Here is a 26,412-nt window from a genome sequence, read left to right as displayed (position 1 = left end):
GAACAAAGATCAATCAAACCTTTATTTCCGGCTTTTAAAATGTTAAGTTAAATTACTTGGTTGAAGTAACCACTTTAGTAATTGCCCAGCTGTTAGTTTTTGATAGGGTAACTACATCTGTGCGTGTGTAATCGGCATATTTAAATGTCACTTTCACTGTTGAAGCATCATCATCATCAGCTAAAATTGTGGTTTCGGTAGTAACACTTGCATCATTTGTTCCGGCATCTTTTAATGACTGGATCAATTGATCTTTGTTAAGGGCATTTACATTCTCGCCTCTTTGAACGTCGTATTCCATAGCATCGTCCAAAACATTTGCAAGTGTATTTGCTTTTCCGTGAGTAATAGCATCGATATAAATGTTTATTATGTCTGTTTTTGTAGGTTTGTCAGCAGTCGGATGAACGGTTGCATTAGCTGCTACAGAAATAAAAAGCAACGCGATGCCTGCCAGTACTGATTTTAAGGTTTTCATGATGTTTGTATTAAGTTTTACTTTTAGATTTTATATTGATAAGACACTACAAAGTTCGAAAGTGTTACAAGAATATTTACTTGAAAATTAGATTTAACAAACATTTAACCTTAGGATTATTTCCTTGGTAATTTTTCAATAAAATTGAATTAAAGCATCATTATGATTGAGTTTAGCACCATTATTTTGCAATTTGCTGAACAGGGAGAAAAGACCGGATGGACCTATATTGAAGTTCCGGTGGATATTGCACAGCAAATTAAGCCCGGATTTAAAAAATCTTTCAGAGTGCGGGGAATGCTGGATGGATTTGAAGTAAAGGGCATGGCGTTAATGCCAATGGGAAACGGTGATTTCATTATGGCTTTGAAAGCTGAGGTAAGAAAAGGCATCCGGAAAAATGCTGGGGCAATGCTACTGGTAAGTATTGAAGAAGATACCGAATATAAGGTAGAGATGCCGGATGACTTGAAAGAGTGTTTTGATTTTGAACCGGAGACCTGGACCTTTTTTAATAGTCTGGCCAAATCACACCGCGATTATTTTATAAAGTGGATTGACGGTGCCAAAACCCAGGAAACACGTGCCAAGCGAATTGTAAATACGGTAAATGCCATGTTAAGGAAATGGGACTATGGAAAAATGATAAGGGAGATTAGGAAAGATTGATTTGAGTTTACATATGCGATGAACAAGTGAACTAATGTTGAAATGATATAATGTGTTCAAAAAATCTGTATTTCTTAAATCAGCACATCGGCACATTATCCTTATCTTTACAAATCCAAACTTTTAAGCGAATCAATGAGTGAAGATTTAAACAACGACGAGATAACTGCGAATAACGAAGATAAATTACACAACATTACCTCACTCGACGGCCTGTACGAAAACTGGTTTTTGGATTATGCTTCTTATGTAATCCTTGACCGCGCCGTTCCGCATATTAATGATGGTTTAAAACCCGTTCAACGCCGTATCCTGCATTCGCTTAAGGAGATGGACGACGGGCGCTTTAACAAAGCCGCCAACGTTATTGGTAATACCATGAAGTATCACCCGCACGGGGATGCTTCTATTGGTGATGCTATGGTGCAAATAGGGCAGAAGAATTTACTGATTGACTGTCAAGGTAACTGGGGCGATCCGGTAACAGGTGACTCAGCTGCTGCGCCACGTTATATTGAGGCCCGTTTATCCAAATTTGCGCTCGATGTTGTTTTTAACCCCGATACTACCGATTGGCAAGCCAGTTACGATGGCCGTAACCGCGAACCAATAACGCTTCCGGTTAAATTCCCGTTGTTGCTTGCCCAAGGTGCTGATGGTATTGCCGTAGGTTTGGCTACCAAAATATTGCCCCATAATTTTATCGAACTGATTGATGCTTCTATTGAAGTATTAAAGGGTGTCCGCCCTAATCTAGTTCCTGATTTTTCTACAGGAGGAATGGCCGATACTTCGGCCTATAATGAAGGTCAGCGGGGTGGTAAAGTGAGGGTACGCGCCAAAATTGTAGAGCGCGATAAAAAGACTTTAGCCATTACCGAAATTCCTTTTACCACTACTACCGGCGGATTAATGGAAAGCATAGTATCAGCCAACGAAAAAGGGAAGATCAAAATCAAAAAGATTGAAGATAATACGGCTAGTACGGTGGAGATTATTGTGCACCTGGCGCCCGGCATATCACCTGATGTAACCATTGATGCACTTTATGCTTTTACTGATTGTGAGGTTTCTATATCGCCCAATACCTGCGTAATACAAAGTGACCGGCCCCGCTTTATGAGTGTAAATGATATGCTCTCAGAAAGCACGCATAACACCCGTCGTTTATTAAAGATGGAGCTGGATATTAAGCTAAAGGAACTGATGGAAAAAATATTTTTCAGCTCCCTGCTTAAAATATTTATTCAGGAAGGCATGTATAAGCATCCAGACTACGAAAGCTCGAGTAATTTTGAAATGGTACAGGAAGTCCTGAACCGTTTATTTACACCTTTCTTTCCGCAGTTTTATCGCGAAATTTTGCCTGAAGATTATAAGAAACTGATTGATAAACCGATGAGCAGCATTACCCGTTTTGATGTGAAGAAAACGGATGAGCAGATTAAAGGTTTAGAAGAAGAAATAAAAGAAGTAAAACATCACCTTAAACATTTAACAGATTATACCATTGCCTGGTTTCTTAAACTAAAGGAAAAATATGGCAAGGGCCGTGAACGTAAAACTGAGTTAAGAACATTTGACAGAGTAGAAGCGGCACAGGTGGCATTGGCAAACGTTAAATTATATGTTAACCGTGCCGATGGCTTTATTGGTACCGGTTTAAAGAAGGATGAATTTGTTGGAGACTGCTCAGATATTGATGAGATTATTGTTTTTAGAGAAGATGGCCGCTGCATGATTACCAAAGTGCAGGATAAGGTTTTTGTGGGTAAAGAAATTATTCACGTAGCCGTATTTAAAAAGAATGATGAGCGTACGGTTTACAACATGATTTACAAAGACGGGCAAAGCGGGGTAAGCTTTATAAAACGTTTTTCGGTAGTGGGCGTTACGCGCGATAAGGAATATGATTTAACCAAAGGTACTAAAGGCACCCGTGTATTGTATTTTTCGGCCAATCCGAATGGCGAAGCCGAAGTAGTTAATATTCAGTTGAAGCCCCAAAGCAAATTGAAAAAGCTACAGTTTGATGAAGATTTTGCAGCCCTGACCATAAAAGGCCGTAACTCAATTGGGAATATTATTACTAAGTACCCGGTTAAAAAAATCAGCCTTAAAAATAAAGGGAAGTCAACATTATCGGGCCGCAAAATATGGTATGATGATACTTTGAAACGCTTAAATGCGGATGGCAGAGGTAAGTACCTTGGTGAGTTTGACGGCGACGATAGGATATTAACCGTTTTAAGCAATGGTATTTATGAACTAACCAGTTTTGATTTAAATAATCATTTTGATGATAAAATGATTGTTATTGAAAAATACAACCCAGAAAAAGTATACTCGGTAGTTCATCTGGAAGGGAAATCAAAAAATTACCTGGTTAAAAGATTCACTTTTGAAAACGCAGCAATAGGAAAACAAACCAGTATTATTAGTGATGAAGCGGGTTCAAAACTGGTGTTAATATCAGGAGCGGCACAAGCCATTGTGAATGTACAGCAATTAAAGGGGAAAGAGCAAACACCCGAAATGCTTGAAGTTGATTTAAGTACCTTAATTGATGTTAAAGGCATGAAGGCAATGGGTAATCGCCTTTCACTGCATCCGGTTAAGACAGTTGAATTATTACAGGAGATTAATCCGGAGGTTGAAGAAAGTGTTGCTGATGAGGATGCTGGAGACAACGAAGATTTGAGCCCGGATGCCGAAAATGAGTCAAGCTCCCAAAATGAGCCCGGGGCGGCTTCCAAGCCGGTTGATTTTGAAATTACTAATCCGGATGATATTGAAATAGATGATGATGGACAATTAGGGTTGTTTTAAATCACGAACTTGGCATTTCTTAATAAAAGGGGTTGTCTGAATTGATATTCAGACAACCCCTTTTATATTTTATAAATCAGCGTAATTTTTTTATTAGCGGTATTGAAATAATATAATAATAATTGTATTATTAACGTTTAATTGCATTATGATCTGGGTGTCTCTAATTTTTTTAGCTGTTAGTTTTTTGGTTACTTTAATAGGTGTCAAACTGTTACCAAAAGAATAATTCATCTCGTCTTTTTTATACAGACGAAATCAAAGGCTCTTTTTTAATATACATTAAAGCCTGGGCACCTGGTATTTGTTGTTATTGGATAAGTTATTACATCTATTATTCTTCATCTGGCTGATATCTTTCTTTTACATATTGTAATAGTGTTATCACATCGTATTTTATCTTCCTGTTATCGCGTAACAGTTCGTCGGTAACAATTCTTATGAGTACCATATCCACACCTAATTGCGTAATATCTTCCTGCGATAAGTTCCTCATTTCGGGTTTTTCGAGTTTGTGGCCGCCAAAAGCTGCACTCAGGTTAGCCGCGGTAAAATGCTTCAGTAAAAACGGATCGACAAAGCTTCTTTGATATTGCAATGCAATATCCTGAGCGGTGTGCAATAATTCGGTATGCCTTTCGTATGCTGCGATGTAGCTAATTATTTTTGAACTTGAAAATTGCTTTAGGTGGAGCTCGTTTTTAATAGCAAAAATGGCACCTGCTGATGGATGAAAGAGTGAAATACTATGTGAATTAGCAACAAGCTTTTGTATGTGACCTATATCTTCATCTTTTAAGGGCAACTGTAAAACGCTTACCAAAGAATCATCGGTTTTTAAAATGTTTGTTTCAAATTGATAGATCTCATTTAATTGAGCGGTATCGGTTTTAAGGTCCTGAACAAGCTGTGAGGTAAGCTCCTTTACGTGCTGATGATTGGTAATGGCTTCTCTTACATTTTCGGCAATAAAGCCCATCATTACGGCAATAAATATCATTAAACCTTCCAACAGGTATTCTTTCCATGGCTTAGGCTTGTGGTCAAGTTGTGGATGATGATGTACTTCCATTTCAATTTTGGGTGAGGATATTGGTAATGGCTCCTCTATTTTTTCATGAGCGGTGCCACTATTTTCGGGTTCTTTTGTGTTGCTAACTTTGGGACGGGAGCTTTTGGCTTTTGGTGCCGCTTTTCCGTCTTTGGGTTTAGTTTCATCTGCAGCTTTCAAAGCTTTATCCGATGCTTTTGTAGTGTGCTGCCGGTTGGTTTTAGCCATAGATTCAAAACTAAATATTTAAGAACCACCCTGCAAATGGTATTTTAAAAATTGGTGGTAATTATGCTTTGTGCCACCAAGTGTTAACCCATTCGGTGCGTTCAGCTTCATTTAAAAACGTCCATGCTACCATGCGGCTTACCTTTTGCCCCTGCGACATGCCTATGGTTCTGACATCGGCAGCAGCTACTTTTTTTAATGCTTTATAAACTCCGGGAAGGGTGTCTTTTTTAGATACCAGTGTAGTGAACCATAAACATTGCTTAGCTACCAATGCGCTCTGTTCAATAATGAGTTTAATAAATGCCGCCTCGCCGCCTGGATACCATAATTCCTTTTTTTGGCCACCAAAGTTTTGTGTGGTTTGTGGCTGTGGGACTCCCTTTAACTTGTTCCATTTGTTAACGGTTGCCAGCTGTGCCTCTAATGCCGATGCGTGGAATGGCGGATTACAAATGGTTGCATCAAAGCCTTCAGCGTTTAAAACAATGCCTTTAAATATGTTATGCTTGTTGGTTTGCTGACGCAGTAATATATGATCTTTTAAATGTTTGTTAGCGGCTAAAATGTCTTTTGCCGACCGGATAGCAATCGGATCAATATCAGTACCCACAAAATGCCAGTTGTAAACTGTGCTACCAATTGCCGGATAAATACAATTTGCGCCGGTTCCTATATCCAGAATTTTTATTTTTTTGCCGGTGGGGATATTGCCATTATCCATTTCGCCTAAAAGATCAGCTATATAATGTATGTAATCTGCACGGCCGGGTATAGGCGGGCAAAGGTATCCTTCGGGTATATCCCAATCGTTAACTCCATAAAATTGTTTCAGCAAGCTTTTGTTCAGTATTTTTACCGCTTCAGGATCGCTGAAATTGATAGATACGATACCGTGCTGATTAGGCTTTACAAAGGGGCGAAGCTGCGGATTGGTTTTAATAAGCTGGTCAAAATTATACTCCTGCCGATGTGCATTGCGGGGGTGCAGGTTTTCTTTTTCGGCAACTATTGGTTTGACTGGTATCGACATAAAATAAGAATAACGGGATTGCAAAGTTACAAAAAACACGGCTGTTGTTGGGGCCGTGTTTTTCATGGGCAATAGTTCGTAAATATACGCTGTAATAGTAGTGGCTATTGAACCGAAGGTACCAGCTTAGCTGTCAGATCCGGAGTGGGCATGTTTTTATCCATTGGAAACATAGGGCGTTGAATACGATGATAAGGGAGGTGCTCAATGTCCTGATCTACGCCTCCAGGGGTTAGCGCAAGCATCCAGTCGGCTCGCATGTTATAAAGTTCAGGTTCCAGGTAGCCAATTTTTACTACCACAATATCTGTTTTGCGTGGGTTAAGGCCAAGACGGGTAAAATCGGCTTCTTTATGATAAGGTTTCCGTTTTTGAGTAACTATAATATGAACGCTGCCCACTTTTATAGCAGCTTCAACCTCGGCATCTTTATCGCCATAAACAATAGATTCAACAATTCCGGTGATATGTACAGGGCGCGCATTGCGTGCATCAACTGCGGCGCCTGCAAAACCATCTACCTGTTTGCCTACGCCCACTGCTATGGCCTTTTTTATCAACTCAGGGCCGGGGATAGAGGCGTAAATCAAGGAAGGACCATTGTCATTTTTAAATTCAGAGCGTTGAAGTATTTGGGTCAATGTCCAGGTTACATCCCCTGCTCCGCCTGCAGTAGGGTTATCTCCCGAGTCGCTGATGAAAAAGGGATGCTTAGTGCTGGATAATGCTTTATTGAGGCATTGTTCCAAATTGCCTGTGGGTGCCACAAAGGCGTAGCCGGCTCGTGCATCCCAAAAACGTTGTGCCAGCGCTTCTGCAGTTGAGGTTACTTTTTCTTTGTCATCCCCAGTAACCATTACCACTGCATGGTTACGTGGCTCGTCGGCCCATGCGTAGCCAACCCATATGGCTGCATCAATAATTCCCTTTTGTGTGGCAGCAGGTGTAACCGCGGCGTATACGCTTTTGGCCGGTTCAATCCGTGTGCTGGTTTTTTCGCCGGGGAGCAGTATTGGTATGGCTATATACGCCTTGTATGCTGGTTTGCCTTTTCCACTTTCTATCCGTTCCAATAGGTTTTCAACCGCTCTTTTTTTTGTGTCCATGGCATCTTCATGCGGAGCCTTGCGGTAACAGGTAATGAGGTCGGTGTTTACTGCCAGGCGCCAGGAAACATTGCCGTGCAGATCCATAGAGGTTGAGATTATGGTTTTCGGACCAACAACTTTCCTTATTCGTTCAATAAAGTCACCCTCCGGGTCATCGAGCCCTACAACGCTCATAGCGCCATGGATATCGAAATATAAACCGTCGTATGGGCTATTCTTTTTAAGCGAATCGAGTGTTTTGTTTACCAGTGATTCATAAGCTTCGCGGGTAACAGTACCACCTGGCAAGGCGTGGCCCACCAGGGTTGGTATCCACACGGCTCTGTCGCGCAGCCCGGAGTCCGTTGCAAAAAATGGATAAACAGCAAATACATCAGCACCGTACTGTGCATGAAAAGCAGCTTCGCTTGTTAATGCAGGCGAGAAAGTACTGGACTCAATTCCCAGGCCAGCTATAGCAATGCGGGGCAATGGTTTTGGCGGGTAATGTAGGTGCTTGCCGGGCCCAGCCATTACAGTGTACAATGCCAGGCAATAGCAGATAATGAGATATAGCCGTTTTTTCATAAAGGTTGTAATTGATTATTTAAATCTAATATAAATCTGCCTGCATTTATAAAATTTAGTATCAGTAAACTATTTAATTGCTAACCAAGTTTGATAGTTTATTTTAGTAAAGGGCTATCAATAATTATTTGCATAAAAGTGACAATTGTTAATAATGTTAACGATATTTATGTTATCTAAGCCTTATATAGTACATTGTATAGGCCCCTCCTGATTGATTTATCTATTTTTTAAGACTTTAAGTTTTGTTTTAAAAGATATCTATCACCCTTAATCAAAAATTTTATGAGGAAGCTGTATTCCAAATTATTGGCTGTGTTTTTTTTATTGGCCACGTTTATTATGGTGTTCGATCCGGTTTACGCCGGTTTTTACCGCTCATCCGTTATAGCAGCAGAAATGCCGTCAGTGCCATCGGGTACTAATCAACGCCCGGCGCAAGGTCAACGTCCGCCACAGGGTCAACGCCCTTCACCCGGTCAGCGCCCACCAAGCCAGGGACACAGGCCGCCTGTTAATAATCCCCGTCCGCCAGCTAATCATCGGCCACCAAGCCACCACAAGCCAACTCATGGCTACCGGCCCGGAAAACCAGGCTTTGGCCATCGCCCACCAGTACGTCCGCCAATTTACCGGCCATCACGCCCCGTTTTTATCAGGCGAAGACCATTTTACTCTTATCGCTATCATCCATATAGGCCATATTACTGGGGCCCAACATGGCATCCATTAGGCTTTTTTATTGCTGCACTTGCTACAACAGCCGTTATTATCGCCATTAATAATCAGGAATATCACTACGACAATGGCGTATATTATGTACCGGCTTCCGGTGGTTATAATGTTGTTCCGGCGCCTATTGGTGCAACCATAACCGTTTTGCCATCAGGATATAGCACTATTCCGGTTAGTGGTGTTAATTACTATTATTATGGGGGCGCCTATTACACGCAAACTAATGGTGCTTACCAAGTGGTGGCTCCCCCTATTGGAGCTGTAGTAACCAAGCTACCCGATGGTGCTCAGGAAGCAACTATCGACGGGAATAAATATCTTGTTTACAATGGTACTTATTACCAGCCCGTTAATGCCAATGGACAAGATGCGTACGAAGTTGTAGATATGGAAGAGCAGTAAATTGAACAACTGTTTCTCCGGCTAAAAAAGAAAGTCTCCGGTTTTTATGCCGGAGACTTCCTTTTTATATGAATTTGATTATTAAAGCGTGTTTTGCTGAAGTTTAATATCTTCTTTCGAATTCAATAAAATTTTAAGATCGCTATAAGGTAAAATAAAGCCGTTTTTAAACCACATGGTAGAAGAGCTTAGCCCAACATCAGAACCATCGAGGTCTTTTTTCGACAACCAGTCTAACTGTTCCCATTGGCCACTTTGAAGGTTAAGGATACCATAAACAGCTTTTACTTTTGTAGCTCCGGTTTTATCATTACCTATAACTTTCCATCATTATAATGGTATGCGGTTGGTAATGTTGCAAAAGGAACAGAGTACGACACTGGTAAAAACTGTTGTGCTTTTAGGTTGATATCAGTGTCATAAATATTAAGCAGGAATGAGCTTTCGGTCATCCATGAACCGCCACCGATGCTGCTAGGTTCAGTTGTCCGCGCAGACACCGAAACGACTAATTTTTCGCCTGCTTCTTTAAAATACCTGATGGCTAATGATTTTTTGCTCTCAAATGTTGGGGCATCCATTTTTTTGTTTATAGGTACAAACGCTTTCCGCAAGCTTTTTAAATGGTCGTTGGTAAATACCTCTTCGGTAAAGTTGGTTTTGCCGGTAGCAAAGTCAAATTTACCTATAGAAAGCTCTGTTTTGTTATCCTGATTGCTGAACATTGCTGCACAATATATGGTGTTGGGGTTAGCAGTGGATGAAATTAAGTGGAGGGAATGGGAAGGATCATAGTTTTTGTCGGCTTCATAGGGTAAATCAGTTTTTATGCTAGTAATAGCAGTATTACTGCCCGTTCCGTATTTAACGATTTCCAGATGATTTTGATTAAGCCACGATACTATCAAATTGCCATTTATATCGGTTGTTATGTTTTCCAGGGTGCCGTCGTGCAGATCAAGCTTATATTGCTTAGGGTTCAACAGGTCATCATATTCTATAACAGATATATCTCTGGTTTCATTTAACGTTTTCAACGGGTTTGAAAACACACTAGCTACGTGGAGCGTATTCTTAAAACCAGTTTCTCTTAATGCTATTTTCAGGTACTTACCCTCACCAGTGAATATTTGTTTTTCAATCAAATAATCTTTTTTTGTTTCAACTATCTTTTTTTCAAGCAATATTTTCCCGGTTTTAGGATCCAGAATAAATGCTTTAGTAATAGCTATATCCTTTGCTTCATCATCAGTTGTAATGGCAACTATTTTATCTTTAAATTTTTCTGTTATAACGCCAGAGCCGGTTAATGGGGTTGTCCATAAAGTTTCCATGTGATCGTTTACTGCCATCACGTCTGAATTCTTTTTTCCAGCCTGTACAGCTATAATGTTTACCTGGGCATTTAAAATCAAGACATCGGGAGTAGAGCCGGCATCTTTGTAAAACTTTTTTAAAACCGGTGCATCGTTTTGTGAAAATGCCGCAAGCGGGGTTAGCAGTGTTAAATAAATTAGGATTTTTTTAATCATGACTAATGTTTAAGTTGATTGCAAAATACCTAATACCTGTACAAATAGCCACATAATAATTGCAAACTTAATATAGCCTGCTGATGTTCAGGTATAAAGAATGGTTTAATGCCAAATTATTGGTGTGTGTTATAGATACGATACTTATTGGGCATTACAAAGGGTGAAGCTGCGGGTTGGTTTTTATATTCCAAGTCTTTATATAATGACTAATTGAACGTGCGATGATCGGTAAGTTACATCCTCAGCACCACCAATATAAAATAACAATGGTCAAAGATGTTATTCTTTGACCATTGTTATTAATAAGATATATATATGAATATTAATCTACAACAAGTTCAGTTAAGGCTGCTTTGCTGAATCCTTTTAATTCGCTGGTACGGCCTTCGTGAATCTTTTTCACCCAGTTAGGATCTGCCAATAACGGGCGGCCAACAGCCACCAGGTCAAATTCGTTATTGTCCATACGGCGTAGTAATTCATCTAATGAACTTGGTTCAGAACTTTCACCGGCAAAAGCTGCCAGAAATTCGCCGCTTAGTCCCACCGAGCCAACAGAGATGGTTGCTTTACCGGTTAGTTTTTTGGCCCAGCCAGCAAAATTAAGTTCAGATCCTTCAAACTCAGGCTCCCAGAAACGGCGTTGCGAGCAATGGAAAATATCGGCACCTGCATCAGCAAGCGGATTGAGCCACGCTTCCATTTCCTGTGGTGTTTGGGTCAGTTTATAGTTATAGTCGGCAGGTTTCCATTGTGATAAACGGATAATGACTGCAAAATCTTCGCCTACCTGTTTGCGTACTTCTTTAATTACTTCGGTGGCAAACCGGGTACGTTCTGCAAGGGTTTTACCGCCATAAATATCTGTGCGTTCGTTAGTTCCTTCCCAAAAAAACTGATCAATTAAATAACCATGTGCACCGTGTATTTCAACGCAATCAAAACCTAATCTTTTTGCATCGGCGGCAGCACGGCCAAATGCAGCAATGGTATCGGCAATGTCAGCATCAGTCATAGTTTTGCCATTGTTAAAGCCCGGCTTGTTTAGGCCCGATGGCCCTTCAAAGGGTTCAGCTGGTAACCAGCCCGAATGATGGTTGTTCATAACCCCCATGTGCCATATTTGCGGTGCCATAGCGCCTCCGGCAGTATGCACGCCATTAATTACATTTTGCCAGCCTGCTAATGCCTGTTCGCCATAAAAATGGGGGATATTAGCATCGTTAGACGAGGATACACGATCTATCACAGTTCCTTCAGAAAGGATCAGACCAACTTCGCCTTCGGCGCGTTTGCGGTAATAAGCAGCAACATCCGGTGTGGGGGTTCCATTAGGCGAAAATGACCGGGTCATTGGCGCCATTACAATGCGGTTTTTTATATTTAATGATTTGAGGCTGAATGGCCTGAATAAACTATCCGTATTCATGTTTATTTATTGATTTTATATTTCTGATTGAATAATTTGACTCAATGCGGTAAACGCTTCTTCATTGCGTTTGTAATAGGTCCACTGCCCTTTACGAGTTGATGTAACCAGGCCTGCACGTTGTAAACTGCTTAAATATTCGGATACGGTTGATTGGGTGAGCCCGGTTTTAACCTGTATTTGCCCAACGCAAACACCATCGGCATAGCCATATGTCCCCTGTTCCGGAAAGCTTTCTTCCGGGTTTTTGAGCCAGCCTAATATTTGCAGCCTGGTTTTGTTGGACAATGCCTTAAAAATCTCTACCTGATCCATGGCACAAATATATATCGGTTTTTTCCGATATGTCAATTTATGTAAGAGAGATGACACGGAATTGATAAAGTGGCTTGCTGCAATTTTTTTTATATTCGGTCCACTTTACACTTTTCATGGTGTTTTTGGTAAACCTGTTTTAATCAGATTTAGAAATGTACAATAACTATTTTCATAATAAAGTTGTTTTGATAACAGGTGCTGGCTCGGGTATTGGGAGAGGTTTGTGCCTGCAATTGGCAACTGAAGGTGCAATTGTTTTTTGTACTGATATCGATATTGCAAAAGCCATAGAGACCGAATCTATGGCAATAAATGGTAATATAATTGCCCAAAAGCTTGATGTTGCGATAATAACTGAATTTGAAAACATTGTTACAGAAATTGTAAATCGGCATGGTCGGCTCGATTTGATATTTAATAACGCTGGTATTGCCGTAAGTGGTGAAATACGCGATATTGATATTGAACAATGGAAAAAGATTGTTGACATTAACTTCTACGGTGTGCTCAACGGTTCGCTAACGGCATATCGGCAAATGTTAAAACAGGGTTCGGGGCAAATTGTAAATATAGCCTCGGCGGCTGGGCTAATTGATTACCTGGCTTTAATGGCACCTTATAGCGTTACCAAACATGCTATTGTAAATTACACCAAAATTTTACGAATTGAAGCCAAAAAGCTGGGTGTGAAAGCCAACGTAGTATGTCCGGGTTTTATCAGTACTTCTATTGGCGAAAATGCCATTAACCCTCATGCCAATACCAAATGGAATGAACATGCTATTAATGAAGTTGCTAAAGGTATCACTATTCAAAAAGCTGTTCACCATATTTTAAAGGGCGTAGCTGCAAATACAGAGTCATTATCTTCCCTTTACAGGTAAAAGTAATTTATCGTTTCACCCAATTGTTTACTGGGCTTTATAAAATAACCGTGCAAAAATTGGTGAAAAATTATCGGGATAAATACCGCTTGCCTACTGCTTAGGGGTTTGTTTTTTTGAAGTATCCTTAACCAGATTTGAACCACCTGCGGCACTGTTGTCTCCACTGGTTATTTTGCTGGTATCCATCTTAGAAGTATCTTTTGTTACCCCAAAACGATTGTTCACGGTGTCTTTACCGGTTCGTGCCGTTTGATCGCCGGAGCAGGCTGTAAAAATACATATGCCTGCTGATAGGGTTAATATGATGAGTTTGTTTTTTATGGCTTTTAATTTGATATCATTATTAACAATAATTAAGGTGTTTGGGTTTTGGAAACATGCTGTGCATGGTTTAAGTTTTTCGGAATGCTGTTTTTTGAGGAAATAAAACGATACAATATCTTCCTGAAGATTTTTTATTATTATTGTTATTCAATTATAAACCAAATTATTACATGAAATCAATTGTTCTCACCACAACATTAGTAATTGCTTGTTTACTTTCAGCCTGCGAATACAAGGCCAAGCCTGACAGCCCGGTGGCAGGTACCTGGCAACTGTTAAGCCATACCGAAATTACCAAAGGATCAAGTGTAGTTACCGACTATACTCAAAACCTGCATATGATAAAAATTATTAATGATTCTCATTTTGCCTTTTTAATCCATAACCTTAAAACGCCAAAAGATTCATCCAATAATTTTGATGCCGGAGGTGGTTCTTATACTATTGAGGGAGATAAATACACAGAACATCTTGACTATTATAAAGACAAAAACTGGGAAGGCAAATCGTTCGATTTTACCATTACTTTTAAAGGCGATACGCTTATACAAAAAGGATTGGAAAAAGTGGAGAAGGAAAATATAAACAGGGTGATTATTGAGAAATATGTGCGGGTGAAGTAGTTTTGAAAAATGTTACTAAATAAAAAAGCGGTTAATGAACCGCTTTTTTATTTAAATATCTTATTATTCAATTACTTTGCCTCAGCCGAACTCCATCCATCACTCCAACCACCGTTTAAAGTGGAGTTTTTAGAATCAGTTACCAGCTTATCATATTTGATGGCTTGTGTCGGGGTTAATATTGCTTTTATTTTTTTAATGGTTGCGGTTCTTAACGGGCCAACATCAGCTAACATTTTATCGGTATTTCCATGATCCTGAGTTTTGATTTTATCAAACTTTTCTGCCGACTCCTTGTAAATAGCTGCAACTTTAGAGGTTTGTCCATCACTCAGTTTTAATTGTTTTTGTAATCCTTTTGCTTTTTCAACAGGATTATTTGCGGAGCTGGTTTGCGCGTGGCATGCTATTGTTACTCCAATAAACAAACAGCATATTAACAAAACTCTTTTCATTTTCAGTATGGTTTTAATGGTTATAATATTATAAATGTAACATATATATTTAACAATATAAACTCATAACTGTTTCTTTAACTTATTTTTAGTGATGCAGTTGCTTTATTATTGGCGATGACAAAATATATTGTAAACAGATTTATTTTAAGGCCGTAACCATGGGCATGCACATAGGTGCCTGAAGCTTGTGTTTGAAAGTTAGTTTTTTTAGGTGAATAACCTCTGCATGATTATCGCCTTCTGTAATATGCAGGAACTGATTGGGGCTAACATTTTTAAAATGTTGGATAGTGTTGCTGCCGGCCCACCTGATCTCTATATCATCAATCAATTTTGCCTGACCTATTCCAAGTTCCTGCCGAAGGGGTGATGAGCCAAAACTGCCACCGGAGTTTACATCTTTATAAACACTACGTTTAACACCGTTCTCTGTAAAGGTTACTTTGATGCGGCTGCCTATTGCGGCCCTGTTGGCTTTTACTCCTTCCAGTTTTAGGCTGATAAAGTTGTTATTACTCTGTCCTGGGTTTACATATAGCGAACTGGTGTATGAATCGCCTCTGAATGCGCCACCCATTTCAATAAAAATATCCTGTGTGCCATTGTTCCTGAAATCGGCAAATGCTACGCCATGCCCCTTTTGTAAATTGCCTGTGCGAGATGATATGGTAACATCTGCAAATGTTTTGCCGCCTATGTTTTTAAACATCTTGTTAGGTATAAGCGACCTGAAATCAGGATTGCCGGTGCCGAAATACATATCCAGGTAGCCGTCATTATCAATATCACCAAAATTGGCACCCATGCTGTATACCACCTTATCGAGCCCTGTTTCCTTCGTAACATCTGTAAATGTACCATCGTGATTATTTCGGTACAGGTAAACATTTCCCGCCCCTTCAGTTGGTTTTCCTAAAGCTTTTTCTGCAGCATAGTAGCCCAAGCTATTAATCCTGTAATCGTAATCGCTTACCATAATGTCGGGCCAGCCGTCGTTATTATAATCATAAAACCAGGTGGTAAAAGTACCGCGCTTATTTTTGCTGATTCCGGATTGTTCGGTAACATCTTCAAAATCTACATTCATTCCTGGTTTGCCCAGGTTTTTTAATAGATGCTTTTTACCGTCTAACGTTGATATAAATATATCCGCCCATCCATCGTTATTAAAATCAGCCGAGGCTACACCTTTCACAAACGATGTGATATTGCAATGGGCACTTTCTGCCACATTGGTAAATGTGCCATCGTGATTATTAATGTACAGCATGCAGGTATGAACGCCGCTGGTATCTGCTCCACCAATGTTTTCGGCACCTATAAACACATCCAGCCAGCCATCATTATTAAAATCGGCCCATACTGCTGTTTGTGTGGGATGAAAAAATAATAAGCCGCTGGGTATGGTTACGTCGGTAAAAGTGCCATCACCATTATTCCTGAGTAAAGAGCTGGGCTGGTTGCCAAATCCTTGCTGATTCCAGGCGCCCCTTAATACAAAAATGTCTGTGTTGCCATCATTGTTGTAATCAGTTTGCTGAATGTTTAAACCACCCGTAATGCCCTTTAAACCGCTATGCTCCGTCATGTCACTAAATGTGCCGTCTTTATTATTCTGAAAATAGTGCATGGCATCATCAAGCCCCCAGCCGGAGGTTACAATATCCAGATATCCATCATTATTAAAATCATCCACAATTACACCACCAGCCCGGCCATTAATATTCAGGCCTAAATCGGCAGCCATATCGTTAAAAGGTTTTACTTTAAATGCAGTGTCGGCATCCAGACCTGGAATTAAGTATTCTTTGGGTACATTTTTTGGGTAACCTCCTAAAGTCATAAACGCGATATTAAGCAACCAGCGAGAACTGAGGTCTTCAGGATGGCTTTTTAAAACCGATTCATAAGTTTCAATGGCCTTGGAGGATCCTGTTTTGATGAGGTGTACACCGCCGTCTTTTATAGGGAAGATGCAAGATTCACCGTTATGATTCAGCATGCAATTGCTGCGCTCACCAAGACGCATGTAAGCCAGGCCAATATCAGGCATCATAGCATCTATCGACATAAAATCGGTTCGTTTAATGAGCCTTTCGTAAATCTTAACGGCTTCTTCTTCCCGGCCTACTTTGAGTAAAAGCCCCGCCTTTGCAGTAAGTACGCTGGGGTTGTTACTATTGCCGGGGATTTTTGTAAGAAACGAATCGCATTGAACAACTTTTGCTTCAGGACTAAATGGATTTAATGGACTGTTGTTCCTTTTATTTAATTGAGCAAGGATATTGATCATTTGCTGGTGCGACGAGTCGTGGCAGGAGATGATTGTTATCATCCATACAAACAAAACAACGCAGCCTGAAATCTTTTTTATGTTTATCATACATCAATTTCTTATGATCCGGATGCCTCACATTATTACCTGCTCGGAGCAAGCCAGATGATACTTTCGATTAATTTTATTTTAAAGCAGTAACCATCGGCATACACATAGGTGCCTGTGGTTTGTGTTTAAATGTTAGTTTTTTGAGGTTGATAACCTCTGGATTGTTATCTCCTTCGGTTATATGCAGAAACTGGTTTGGTTTAACATTTTTAAAATGCTGAATGGTATTGCTACCGGCCCACCTGATTTCAATATCATCAATCAATTTTGCCTGGCCTATTCCCAGTTCTTGCCGCAAGGGTGATGATCCAAAACTGCCGCCGGAGTTTACATCCTTATAAACACTGCGCTTAACTCCATTCTCTGTAAAAGTTACTTTGATATGGCTACCTATTGCGGGCCTGTTCGCTTTTACCCCTTCAAGCTTTAGGCTGATAAAGTTGTTATTACTCTGCCCGGGGTTAACATATAACGAACTGGTGTATGAATCGCCAACGTAGGCACCTCCCATTTCAATAAAAATATCCTGTGTGCCGGTGTTTCTTAAGTCAGCAAGAGCTACGCCATGCCCTTTTTGCAAATTGCCTGTACGTGATGAAGTGGTAACATCGGCAAACCTTTTACCGTCAATGTTTTTAAATAGTTTATTGGGTACCAGCGATTTAAAGTCAGGATTGCCGGTTCCAAAATACATGTCAGGATAGCCGTCATTATCAATATCGCCAAAGTTGCCCCCCATGCTGTACACCACTTTATTTAGGCCGGTTTCTTTGGTTACATCGGTAAAAGTGCCATCGTGATTGTTGCGGTACAGATAAACATTGCCGGCATTGGGTTCGGGTTTGCCCATTCCTTCCGCTCCGGCATAATAAGCCAGGCTTTTGTTGAAATGGTAATCACTTACCAAAATATCTGGCCATCCATCGTTGTTATAATCAAAAAACCAGGTAGTAAAAGTGCCTCTTGTATTTTTGTCAATTCCCGATTTGGCGGTAACATCCTCAAAATCGACACCCATTCCTGATTTGCCTTTGTTTTTTAGCAGATACTTTTTACCATTAAAGGTTGAGATAAAAATATCTGGCCATCCATCGTTATTATAATCGGCAGCGGTTACACCTTTTACATACGACTTGATATCACAATGTGCCTTTTGTGCAACTTCGGTAAAAGTGCCGTCGTGATTATTTAAGTAAAGCATACAGGTGTGGGTGCCATCCGCATCCATTCGTCCGGAGTTTTCTGTACCGATAAAAACGTCCAGCCATCCGTCGTTGTTAAAGTCGGCCCAAACAGCAGCTTGCGTAGGCTGATAGTAGAGCAGTCCGCTTGAGATAGTAACATCAGTAAATGTGCCATCGCCGTTGTTGCGCAGCAATGAACTTGGCTGATTACCGAAGCCCATTGTGTTCCAGGCGCCGCGTAAAACAAAAATATCGGTATTGCCATCGTTATTATAATCAGTTTGCTGAATGTTTAAGCCGCCGGTAATGCCTTTAAGTCCGCTTTGCTCTGTTAAATCGCTGAAAGTTCCGTCTTTATTATTTTGGAAGTAATGCATCGGGTCGCCCAAACCCCAGCCGGAAGTAACGATATCCAGGTAGCCATCGTTATTAAAATCATCAATAATTACGCCACCGGCTTTTCCATTTATATTAAGACCAAGATCGGCTGCCATATCGGTAAATGGCTTTACTTTAAATGCAGTGTCGGCATTTAAGCCGGGTATTAAAAACTGTTTGGGCACATCCTTTGGATAGCCGCCAAGGGTCATAAATGCGATGTTGAGCAACCATTTTGATTCCAGATCGTCCGGGTGATTGGTTAATATTGTTTCGTATGTTTCAATGGCTTTGGTTGATCCTGTTTTGAGGACATGTACACCACCATCCTTTATAGGAAATACACATGATGCTCCATTATGATTAAGCATGCAATTGCTGCGTTCACCAAGGCGCATATAGGCAATACCTACGTCGGGCATCATGGCATCTAAACCCATATAATCTGTTTTTCTTATCAGCTCCTGGTACGTGTTAACAGATTGTTCTTCCTTGCCTACTTTTAGGGCAAGTGAGGCTTTTAAATTCAATAGCCACATGTTGTGCTGGTTGCCGGGCAGTTTAAGCATTGAATCGCAATGCGCCATTTTGCTTTCAGGGCTAAATGGATTGGAGAAACTGCTATTTCTTTTATTCAACTCCGCAAGAATGTTAACCATTTGCTGATGAGATGAATCGTGGCAGGAAAATAATGTTATAGCCATTCCGAATACCAGAAGAGCTGTTCCTGCAATTTTTTTGCTTTTCATTTTATTAAATTCTTTCATGCCTGCATCCTGAAATTTAAAGGGGATAGGCATTGTTTTTTTCTTAAATAGATTTTTGAGGTTTCTTATAAATAGGATCTAAACTAAATCAACCTTCAGCAAAAGGACATATTACTTTATGCTGGTCTATATTTTGATACTGAAGATGTTTATAGTTTATGAAATTGAAGGTATGCTATCCGGAGGCTGGCCGGGGCCACTGATAAAGGAATGGAGAATTACAGAATGATCTGTTTGGATTTCCTTTTGTAAAATGATTAAGGGCATTATGAACGTATAGTGTATAACCGGGTGGTTATAGGTCATTAAAATAATTTTGCCAAAAGGTACATGCTCTTTGTGGGGAACAGGAATGTCTTTTATCTGCCTGGCGTTAATTATATTTTGACCAGACAGATGGGTGGTTTCATAATTAGGGATGCACATCAGGTAAACGGCATCATGGGTAATTTTGATCTTTACATAGTTATAACTTGAATTTTTAAACCTGACCTCCCCATTTAAATTAATGTAGTTTTTCCAATCGGCCACATTGGGCATGTTCATAGGGATTTTTACTTCTGTAAGATCATCAATGTTATAAAGGTTTTTGTTAATCTGCTCATTAAAAAACCTATCAGATTTATAAACCAAATATTGATAAAATGCCAATTGCCCACCTATGTTATACAGGTGGATAAATAATAATGTTATGGCAATTAGTTTTTTCAATTTGTTGGTTTTGTGAGGCTATCAGGATAGAAAATCGGTAAATATCCTATCCTGATCACTTCAAATTAAAATTTTCCGTATCCTACATGGGCCATTCGTTCGCCCATTTCGGCATAAGCTTCATTGGGGCCGGGTGCCCATGTACCCAATCCGTCTACATAGCGGTTATACATGCAAAAAGCGGCTGCAATTAATACTGTATCATGAATCTCAATATCTGTTGCACCAAATTCACGCGTTTCGGTAATGTCTTCTTCAGTAACATTTTTGCCATTGCGTTGTACCTGATGGGCAATATGTAGCAGCGCCCTTAATTTATCCGAAACAGGTGTTTGAGGTAAGCCTGCCTTAATATCATCTATGAGGCTTAAGCCCGATTTTAAATGAGCCGCCGCTGCCGCAGCATGCGAGGTATGACAAAAATGGCATCCATTCCAATAAGAAACTGATGCAGCAATGATTTCTCTCTCTCCGCTACTCAGGCTTGATGGCCCACGGAGTAAAACTTCTGCCAGATCTGTTAATGGTTTGCCGGTTTCAGGGCGGTAGTTTAGTAAGCCTACTATGCCCGGTAATTCCTCATTTAATAATTTTATATGTGCCATGGTTGGTTAGTTTATTAAGTTAGTTAGGTTTAGCTTCTTTTAAATAATCAACTGTTTATAGTATCAGTCACCTCTGTTACTTTAAAAGGGGCTGTTAAATACCCTTCGCGGGCACGTTGTTCACCCATTTTGTCGTAAAGTGCAGCATCATCGGGCTGCCAGGTGGCCAGGCCATCAACGTAGCGGTTGTACATGCAAAAGGCTGCTGCTATTAACACGGTATCATGAATTTCAATATCTGTTGCTCCTTCGTTTCGGGCCAGATCAATATCTGAAGCAATCACATTTTTACCCCCGCTTTGTACTTTAGCAGCAATTTTTAAAAGAGCCTTTAGTTTGCTGCTTATAGGTGCGGTATCCGGATTGTCCAGTACTTGCTTTACAATTTGGGCATTGTTGCCTAGCTGATGTTGCGCTATTGCGCCGTGAATGCTGCAACAATATTTACAGGTATTTAAACCGGATACGTAAGTAGCAATTAACTCCCGCTCTCCTGCGCTTAAGCTTGGATGCGGATTATGCAATAAGGTTTGTACCAAATGGTTTAAAGGTGCGGCAGTTTCTGGCCGAAACATAAAAAGGCTCCGGATACCAGGAAATTCCTTTGGTAAATTAATGTGTGGCATATTTACAGGTTTAATTATTAATTACTAAGCCTTAATGGTTTTTTTAGGCCGATAAAAACCAGCCCATGATAATTGCTTTAAAATAAACTTCGGCATTGATCAGATGGCTGATAACCGGCCATTGAAAATTGAATGTTAATTAAAAAATGGAATAAAAATTAGCAAGAAAGCCGTGGTGGCTGATCAGGGATAGTGAGAAAGCGGAAAGCCAACTGTTGTGCAGGTTGAGCATTCTGCAAGGGTATAGTTTTAAAAAAGGAATAAAATGCGAATTGAGAAAAGGTGAAGTTAAAATTACCCAGCACCGTTAGTTTACCATAAGGAACATGATCCTTTTTGGGTACAGGGATATTTTTGGTTTGTTTGGCGTTGATGATGTTTTGGTTTAACAGGCGAGTGGCGCTGTAATTAGGCACACACATTAAATATAAAGTGTGCCTGGTGATTTTCATTTTTACATAGTTGTAACTGGCATCACCAAACTGAATCTGGCCCGTTACGTTTTCATAGTTTTTCCAATCGGCAATATTGGGCATATTTACCGGCAAGGCAACTTCTGTAAGATCGTTGATGTTATAAAACCCTTTACTTACCTGCTGATTAAAGTACCTGTCGGTAAGATAGGCGAAATATTGATGCATGATAAGCTGACCACCTATGTTAAACAGGTAGATAGCAAGCAACGATGCAGCAATGAATTTTTTCAAAACAGGATAATTGGTTTTATAAATATGAGATTTATCATTTGATTTTCAAAATATATTTTTATCGAAACGATGGAGGTGAGATGCTTTAGTATGATAAGAATGATTAGCGACACCATCAATGCTGATGGATTAAATTAGAATAAGGATAGGATTCAGGAATATTAAACATTGCATTTGATAACAGTTTATTTGTGTTACCAAATGCAATGTCTGTTTTTGTTATACTGCTACAGGTAAGCTTACGGTTTCTATATCTTCGGCTACTAAAGGATTTATGCTTTCGTCGTCCTTTTCAACACGGAGATTGTTTACTATATGTTGTTGACGTGCCGGAGTGTTTTTACCCATAAAATATTCGAGTAAACCTTTAATGTTGGCATCTTTTAATATCACTGGATCAAGACGAATGTCTTTCCCAATGAATAAGCCGAATTCATCGGGAGAAATTTCACCCAAACCTTTAAACCGGGTAATCTCGGGCTTGGTACCTAAGCGGGCAATAGCATTGCGGCGTTCTTCATCGCTATAACAATAAACGGTTTCTTTTTTATTACGCACCCTAAATAATGGAGTTTGCAAAATAAACACATGCCCGGCTTTAACCAGATCCGGGAAAAACTGCAGGAAGAAAGTCATCAGCAGTAAACGAATATGCATACCATCCACATCGGCATCAGTAGCAATCACAATGTTGTTATATCTTAAATCGTCCAGCCCGTCTTCAATATTCAGCGCGTGTTGCAGCAGGTTAAATTCCTCGTTTTCATAAACCACTTTTTTAGTAAGGCCAAAGCAATTCAACGGTTTACCCTTTAAGCTGAAAACGGCCTGTGTCATTACATCGCGCGATTTGGTGATAGATCCGCTGGCAGAGTCACCTTCGGTGATGAATAAGGTGGTTTCCTGCTGGCGCTCATGTCCTTCGCCAAAATGCAATTTACAATCGCGCAGTTTACGGTTATGTAAAGATGCTTTTTTAGCACGCTCGTTGGCCAGTTTTTTAATGCCAGCTATATCCTTACGCTCGCGTTCCGACTGCAAAATACGTTTTAACAGCGCATCAGCAACAGCGGTATTTTTATGCAGGTAGTTGTCTAATTCTTTTTTAACAAAATCATTAATAAAGCCACGAACAGAAGGACCGTCTGGTCCAATATTTTGTGAGCCTAGCTTGGTTTTGGTTTGCGACTCGAATACCGGTTCCTGTACTTTTATAGCAATGGCCGCCACTATAGATGCGCGAACATCAGAAGCATCAAACTCTTTTTTATAAAACTCACGGATGGTTTTTACTACCGCTTCACGAAATGCTGCCTGGTGAGTACCACCCTGCGTGGTGTTTTGCCCGTTTACAAAAGAGTAATATTCTTCGCCATATTGCTGCCCGTGGGTCATGGCTATTTCAATGTCCTCGCCCTTTAAATGGATAATAGGGTAACGGATAGTTTCGGCATCGGTATTACGGGTAAGCAGGTCATATAAACCGCGTTCTGAAAAGTATTTTTGTCCGTTAAAGTTTAAGGTAAGACCCGAGTTAAGGAATACATAATTCCAGATCATGCTCTCCACAAACTCAGGAATAAAACGATAATGCCTGAAGATGGTATCATCTGGAAGGAAATTTATAGCGGTACCATTGCGTTGGGTGGTTTCTTTTTCAGGTTCATCCTTTATTAATTCACCCTTAGCAAATTCAGCCGATTTGGTGCGGCCATCCCTATATGATTGTACAATAAATGAGTTGGAAAGCGCATTAACGGCTTTGGTACCCACACCGTTTAACCCTACTGATTTCTGGAATGCCTTGCTATCGTATTTACCTCCGGTGTTTATTTTTGATACGCAATCAATCACCTTGCCCAGTGGAATACCACGACCATAATCCCTTACTGATACTTTATGATCGCTCATGTTTACTTCAATTGTTTTACCAGCACCCATCACAAACTCATCAATGGAGTTGTCAATGATCTCTTTCAGCAAAACATAAACGCCGTCATCATAGGCAGATCCATCGCCCAGTTTACCAATATACATTCCGGGGCGCAGGCGAATGTGTTCTTTCCAATCCAGCGAGCGGATACTATCATCACTATATTCTATAGGTTCAGCCATTGAAGTTTGATGTTTTTAAATTACAGACAGGCTATAAAAAGCAGACCATGCCCTCAATCAGCAAAAATAACACATACACACTCAAGTTTTATTTAAATGTGCTAACATATCAACATTAAGCGCTTAGGGTTTAAACTTGAGGCAGTTACTTGCCTCGTTCATTTCTTTGAAAAACTCAGGTCCTTTTTCGTTGGTAAAGCAAACTACCATAATGGTGCCCGTGTGATACTTTTGGAGCGTAATAAGCAAGGCATATTTATAATGCTTGGTTTCAGGAAGATCAAGTAAGGTTAGCAAGTATGATTTACCGGCATCAGCTCGGTAGCGTGCCAGTATGTTGGGAGGGATGGTTCTTATGAAATAACTTGTATCGCCGGTTAAAGCAATGGCCTCTGCCTTTGCCGTGGCCATATAAGAAGAATCGGGGTTTGCCAATTGTGAATCTGTACTGTTGAGTGAATTTTGATAACTCGCCCAGTCTTGTTTTTCTGATTTTACCCTGAACCATATTTCAAAATCACGGCCCGGTAAATCGAGTGCGTAATCAAACGAAAAATATTCGTTATTTGGGGCATTTATTTCTTTAAAGCCTTTGGGATAGTTAAAAGTAATATTGGCCTGAGCCATTAAATTTAAAAAATCCTTTAATTGCTTGCTTGAAGGGTGCTTTTGATGGGAAACAGCTGTGTGCTGTACCTGTGCCATTATTGAATTAATAATAAGCATCAGCGCCGCAGTGATTAATATTTGCTTAATTTGCTTCAATACGCCATCCATTAGGTATGTAAACAATAGTATTAATTAACAATTAAAGAGGGTATTAGCAACAAATTTAAAATATAAATTTAAAATATAAACAAATAGATTAAATTATAAATGAGTATTAAACCCATACTTAACCGCTTCGATTTAACTGTAATTGTTATAAGCCTTGTAATAGGGATGGGCATTTTTGCAACACCAAGTGAAGTAGCTATTAGGGGAGGTAATGCCTGGATATTTTTCGGAGCCTGGGTATTTGGGGGGATAATTAGCTTATGTGGTGCCCTTACTTTTGCAGAGATTGGAGCCCGTTTTCCCGCTACCGGAGGTTTTTACAAGGTTTTTTCGTATTGTTATAACCCTGCATTTGCTTTTATGATTAACTGGGTAGTGGTGATTAGTAATGCAGGATCGGTGGCTGCGGTAGCACTTATCGGGGCTAATTATATCAGGCCCTTTTTATTGCCCGCCCATTTGCAGAACGACACCGGTACCCGGATAATTACCATAACATCTATATTGATTTTGTATGCTATTAATTTCTTAGGAATTAAAATGAGTGCGCGAGCGCAAACATTTTTAACGGCCTTTAAAATAATCATGATCCTGTTGATATGTTCGGCTGTTTTTAAAAGTAATGCAACAGCAGCTGTCATTACGGCCGCCGTACCGGCCACAGGTAATGTGGTTGCGGCTTTTGGATTAAGCTTGGTAGCTGTTTTTTTTACCTATACAGGCTACCAGCAAACCATTAATTTTGGTGGTGATATTATTAATCCTAAAACCAATATCCCCAAGGCTATTTTTTTTGGTATCACGGTAGTCATTCTGCTTTATTTAGCCATTAACTATGCCTATTTCCGCGTATTGGGTATTGGAGGTTTACAGCAAACACCGGCCCTGGCTGCCAAAATGGTTGGGGTGATATTTGGCAGTACGGGATATAAAATAACATCGGTTATGATATTCCTGTCGGTGCTGGCTTATGTAAATGTTAATGTATTATCAAACCCTAGGGTATATTATGCTATGGCCGAGGATGGTATTTTGCCACCCATATTTAAAAAGGTAAACGAAAAAACGCAGGTGCAGGAATTTGGGATGAGCTTTTTTGTTGGCGCAATTATTATTATTCTGTTTTTTGTTGCCAGCTTTGGCGATATGCTGAAATATGTAATGTTTTTTGATACCATCGGCATGTCATTGGCTGCAGCATCGATCTTTGTACTGCGGAAAAAAACAAAACATCTTGATGGCTCAGGTATTTATAGCATTAAATGGTTTCCCTTAGTGCCCGTACTTTATATACTTACTTACTGGTTTGTAACTGTCAGTATTTTCATCACTTTTAAAGATAATCCGTATGCTATACTGGTATGCTTAGCCGTTTATGCAATTGGGCTGCTTATTTATTATGTTGGTACATATAAACGGAAAGGTGATAATCATGCCATATAGGCTGATCCAGCAGTTTGTAACAAACATTTGATAAGTTG

24 protein-coding genes are annotated in these 26,412 nt (G+C 40.0%); 6 read left to right on the top strand and 18 right to left on the bottom strand.

Features of this window, described 5'->3' with window-relative positions; all coding sequences use genetic code 11:
* Positions 1-52 precede the first annotated feature (52 nt).
* The gene (locus JN11_RS22710) at positions 53-478 is read right to left on the bottom strand and encodes a nuclear transport factor 2 family protein (protein ID WP_144916415.1); all 426 of its coding nucleotides are present in this window, start codon (positions 476-478) and stop codon (positions 53-55) included.
* 162 nt (positions 479-640) lie between these two features.
* Here JN11_RS22710 and JN11_RS22705 point away from each other — a divergent pair, with 162 nt between their 5' ends.
* Positions 641-1,147: a YdeI/OmpD-associated family protein gene (locus tag JN11_RS22705; protein WP_144916413.1), complete on the top strand. Its 507-nt coding sequence runs from the start codon at positions 641-643 to the stop codon at positions 1,145-1,147.
* Between the two features lie 135 nt (positions 1,148-1,282).
* Positions 1,283-3,976 carry a DNA gyrase/topoisomerase IV subunit A gene (locus JN11_RS22700; protein WP_144916412.1) on the top strand — a complete coding sequence of 898 codons (2,694 nt, stop codon included), beginning with the start codon at positions 1,283-1,285 and terminating at the stop codon, positions 3,974-3,976.
* Between the two features lie 334 nt (positions 3,977-4,310).
* Here the strand turns inward: JN11_RS22700 and JN11_RS22695 are convergent, their stop codons facing one another.
* From JN11_RS22695 to JN11_RS22685, 3 genes are all read right to left on the bottom strand, one after another.
* Positions 4,311-5,255: a hypothetical protein gene (locus tag JN11_RS22695; RefSeq protein WP_144916410.1), complete on the bottom strand. Its 945-nt coding sequence runs from the start codon at positions 5,253-5,255 to the stop codon at positions 4,311-4,313.
* A gap of 61 nt (positions 5,256-5,316) precedes the next feature.
* Complete coding sequence (gene rlmF / locus JN11_RS22690) at positions 5,317-6,354, bottom strand: 23S rRNA (adenine(1618)-N(6))-methyltransferase RlmF (RefSeq protein ID WP_246139080.1); 1,038 nt, start codon at positions 6,352-6,354, stop codon at positions 5,317-5,319.
* A gap of 38 nt (positions 6,355-6,392) precedes the next feature.
* Entirely contained in the window at positions 6,393-7,964 is a 1,572-nt protein-coding gene (locus tag JN11_RS22685; protein ID WP_144916409.1) for a M81 family metallopeptidase, read from the bottom strand.
* Positions 7,965-8,249: 285 nt separating this feature from the next.
* On the opposite strand from JN11_RS22685, the gene JN11_RS22680 reads away from it, so the two are divergent.
* Positions 8,250-9,101, top strand: coding sequence for a DUF6515 family protein (locus JN11_RS22680; protein ID WP_144916407.1), 852 nt, complete (start codon positions 8,250-8,252; stop codon positions 9,099-9,101).
* Positions 9,102-9,182: 81 nt separating this feature from the next.
* Here JN11_RS22680 and JN11_RS24560 read toward each other — a convergent pair whose 3' ends face one another.
* The 4 genes from JN11_RS24560 to JN11_RS22665 form a co-directional block, all read right to left on the bottom strand.
* Positions 9,183-9,329, bottom strand: a complete 147-nt coding sequence (locus JN11_RS24560) for a hypothetical protein (protein WP_170227832.1) — start codon at positions 9,327-9,329, stop codon at positions 9,183-9,185.
* Positions 9,330-9,415: 86 nt separating this feature from the next.
* A complete protein-coding gene (locus tag JN11_RS22675) occupies positions 9,416-10,633 on the bottom strand; it encodes a hypothetical protein (RefSeq protein WP_144916405.1) in 1,218 nt (405 codons plus the stop codon).
* A gap of 325 nt (positions 10,634-10,958) precedes the next feature.
* A complete protein-coding gene (locus JN11_RS22670) occupies positions 10,959-12,065 on the bottom strand; it encodes an NADH:flavin oxidoreductase (protein ID WP_144916404.1) in 1,107 nt (368 codons plus the stop codon).
* A gap of 15 nt (positions 12,066-12,080) precedes the next feature.
* Positions 12,081-12,380 carry an ArsR/SmtB family transcription factor gene (locus JN11_RS22665; protein WP_144916402.1) on the bottom strand — a complete coding sequence of 100 codons (300 nt, stop codon included), beginning with the start codon at positions 12,378-12,380 and terminating at the stop codon, positions 12,081-12,083.
* A gap of 155 nt (positions 12,381-12,535) precedes the next feature.
* On the opposite strand from JN11_RS22665, the gene JN11_RS22660 reads away from it, so the two are divergent.
* A complete protein-coding gene (locus JN11_RS22660; protein WP_144916401.1) occupies positions 12,536-13,267 on the top strand; it encodes an SDR family NAD(P)-dependent oxidoreductase in 732 nt (243 codons plus the stop codon).
* A gap of 93 nt (positions 13,268-13,360) precedes the next feature.
* Here JN11_RS22660 and JN11_RS24885 read toward each other — a convergent pair whose 3' ends face one another.
* Positions 13,361-13,495, bottom strand: a complete 135-nt coding sequence (locus tag JN11_RS24885; protein WP_262713304.1) for a hypothetical protein — start codon at positions 13,493-13,495, stop codon at positions 13,361-13,363.
* Positions 13,496-13,764: 269 nt separating this feature from the next.
* Between JN11_RS24885 and JN11_RS22655 the strand changes: the two genes are divergently transcribed.
* Complete coding sequence (locus tag JN11_RS22655) at positions 13,765-14,217, top strand: lipocalin-like domain-containing protein (protein WP_144916399.1); 453 nt, start codon at positions 13,765-13,767, stop codon at positions 14,215-14,217.
* 71 nt (positions 14,218-14,288) lie between these two features.
* On the opposite strand, the gene JN11_RS22650 is transcribed toward JN11_RS22655, so the two are convergent.
* From JN11_RS22650 to JN11_RS22610, 9 genes are all read right to left on the bottom strand, one after another.
* Complete coding sequence (locus JN11_RS22650; RefSeq protein WP_144916397.1) at positions 14,289-14,672, bottom strand: hypothetical protein; 384 nt, start codon at positions 14,670-14,672, stop codon at positions 14,289-14,291.
* 142 nt (positions 14,673-14,814) lie between these two features.
* Positions 14,815-17,058 (bottom strand): CRTAC1 family protein, encoded by a 2,244-nt coding sequence (locus JN11_RS22645; protein WP_144916396.1) that lies wholly within the window; start codon positions 17,056-17,058, stop codon positions 14,815-14,817.
* A 76-nt stretch (positions 17,059-17,134) separates the two neighbouring features.
* A complete protein-coding gene (locus tag JN11_RS22640) occupies positions 17,135-19,423 on the bottom strand; it encodes a CRTAC1 family protein (protein ID WP_144916394.1) in 2,289 nt (762 codons plus the stop codon).
* Between the two features lie 123 nt (positions 19,424-19,546).
* On the bottom strand, positions 19,547-20,101 hold the full coding sequence (locus JN11_RS22635) for a hypothetical protein (RefSeq protein WP_144916392.1): 555 nt from the start codon (positions 20,099-20,101) through the stop codon (positions 19,547-19,549).
* 65 nt (positions 20,102-20,166) lie between these two features.
* On the bottom strand, positions 20,167-20,706 hold the full coding sequence (locus JN11_RS22630) for a carboxymuconolactone decarboxylase family protein (RefSeq protein ID WP_144916391.1): 540 nt from the start codon (positions 20,704-20,706) through the stop codon (positions 20,167-20,169).
* A gap of 47 nt (positions 20,707-20,753) precedes the next feature.
* Positions 20,754-21,332: a carboxymuconolactone decarboxylase family protein gene (locus tag JN11_RS22625; RefSeq protein ID WP_144916389.1), complete on the bottom strand. Its 579-nt coding sequence runs from the start codon at positions 21,330-21,332 to the stop codon at positions 20,754-20,756.
* Between the two features lie 158 nt (positions 21,333-21,490).
* Positions 21,491-22,039, bottom strand: a complete 549-nt coding sequence (locus JN11_RS22620) for a hypothetical protein (protein ID WP_144916388.1) — start codon at positions 22,037-22,039, stop codon at positions 21,491-21,493.
* A gap of 219 nt (positions 22,040-22,258) precedes the next feature.
* Complete coding sequence (locus tag JN11_RS22615) at positions 22,259-24,154, bottom strand: DNA topoisomerase IV subunit B (RefSeq protein WP_144916386.1); 1,896 nt, start codon at positions 24,152-24,154, stop codon at positions 22,259-22,261.
* A gap of 123 nt (positions 24,155-24,277) precedes the next feature.
* Positions 24,278-24,946 carry a hypothetical protein gene (locus JN11_RS22610; protein WP_144916384.1) on the bottom strand — a complete coding sequence of 223 codons (669 nt, stop codon included), beginning with the start codon at positions 24,944-24,946 and terminating at the stop codon, positions 24,278-24,280.
* 84 nt (positions 24,947-25,030) lie between these two features.
* On the opposite strand from JN11_RS22610, the gene JN11_RS22605 reads away from it, so the two are divergent.
* Positions 25,031-26,374, top strand: coding sequence for an APC family permease (locus tag JN11_RS22605; RefSeq protein ID WP_144916383.1), 1,344 nt, complete (start codon positions 25,031-25,033; stop codon positions 26,372-26,374).
* The last annotated feature ends 38 nt before the right edge of the window (positions 26,375-26,412 follow it).

The organism is Mucilaginibacter frigoritolerans, from assembly GCF_007830615.1.
Taxonomy (GTDB): domain Bacteria; phylum Bacteroidota; class Bacteroidia; order Sphingobacteriales; family Sphingobacteriaceae; genus Mucilaginibacter; species Mucilaginibacter frigoritolerans.
This window is presented reverse-complemented; position numbering and strand designations above follow the sequence as displayed.

Excerpts from the sequence above, each read along its gene's own strand:
- JN11_RS22710 (WP_144916415.1), bottom strand. The coding sequence starts at position 478 with ATGAAAACCTTAAAATCAGTACTGGCAGGCATCGCGTTGCTTTTTATT.
- JN11_RS22705 (WP_144916413.1), top strand. The coding sequence starts at position 641 with ATGATTGAGTTTAGCACCATTATTTTGCAATTTGCTGAACAGGGAGAA.
- JN11_RS22700 (WP_144916412.1), top strand. The coding sequence starts at position 1,283 with ATGAGTGAAGATTTAAACAACGACGAGATAACTGCGAATAACGAAGAT.
- JN11_RS22695 (WP_144916410.1), bottom strand. The coding sequence starts at position 5,255 with ATGGCTAAAACCAACCGGCAGCACACTACAAAAGCATCGGATAAAGCT.
- rlmF (WP_246139080.1), bottom strand. The coding sequence starts at position 6,354 with ATGAAAAACACGGCCCCAACAACAGCCGTGTTTTTTGTAACTTTGCAA.
- JN11_RS22685 (WP_144916409.1), bottom strand. The coding sequence starts at position 7,964 with ATGAAAAAACGGCTATATCTCATTATCTGCTATTGCCTGGCATTGTAC.
- JN11_RS22680 (WP_144916407.1), top strand. The coding sequence starts at position 8,250 with ATGAGGAAGCTGTATTCCAAATTATTGGCTGTGTTTTTTTTATTGGCC.
- JN11_RS22675 (WP_144916405.1), bottom strand. The coding sequence starts at position 10,633 with ATGATTAAAAAAATCCTAATTTATTTAACACTGCTAACCCCGCTTGCG.
- JN11_RS22670 (WP_144916404.1), bottom strand. The coding sequence starts at position 12,065 with ATGAATACGGATAGTTTATTCAGGCCATTCAGCCTCAAATCATTAAAT.
- JN11_RS22665 (WP_144916402.1), bottom strand. The coding sequence starts at position 12,380 with ATGGATCAGGTAGAGATTTTTAAGGCATTGTCCAACAAAACCAGGCTG.
- JN11_RS22660 (WP_144916401.1), top strand. The coding sequence starts at position 12,536 with ATGTACAATAACTATTTTCATAATAAAGTTGTTTTGATAACAGGTGCT.
- JN11_RS22655 (WP_144916399.1), top strand. The coding sequence starts at position 13,765 with ATGAAATCAATTGTTCTCACCACAACATTAGTAATTGCTTGTTTACTT.
- JN11_RS22650 (WP_144916397.1), bottom strand. The coding sequence starts at position 14,672 with ATGAAAAGAGTTTTGTTAATATGCTGTTTGTTTATTGGAGTAACAATA.
- JN11_RS22645 (WP_144916396.1), bottom strand. The coding sequence starts at position 17,058 with ATGATAAACATAAAAAAGATTTCAGGCTGCGTTGTTTTGTTTGTATGG.
- JN11_RS22640 (WP_144916394.1), bottom strand. The coding sequence starts at position 19,423 with ATGCCTATCCCCTTTAAATTTCAGGATGCAGGCATGAAAGAATTTAAT.
- JN11_RS22630 (WP_144916391.1), bottom strand. The coding sequence starts at position 20,706 with ATGGCACATATAAAATTATTAAATGAGGAATTACCGGGCATAGTAGGC.
- JN11_RS22625 (WP_144916389.1), bottom strand. The coding sequence starts at position 21,332 with ATGCCACACATTAATTTACCAAAGGAATTTCCTGGTATCCGGAGCCTT.
- JN11_RS22615 (WP_144916386.1), bottom strand. The coding sequence starts at position 24,154 with ATGGCTGAACCTATAGAATATAGTGATGATAGTATCCGCTCGCTGGAT.
- JN11_RS22605 (WP_144916383.1), top strand. The coding sequence starts at position 25,031 with ATGAGTATTAAACCCATACTTAACCGCTTCGATTTAACTGTAATTGTT.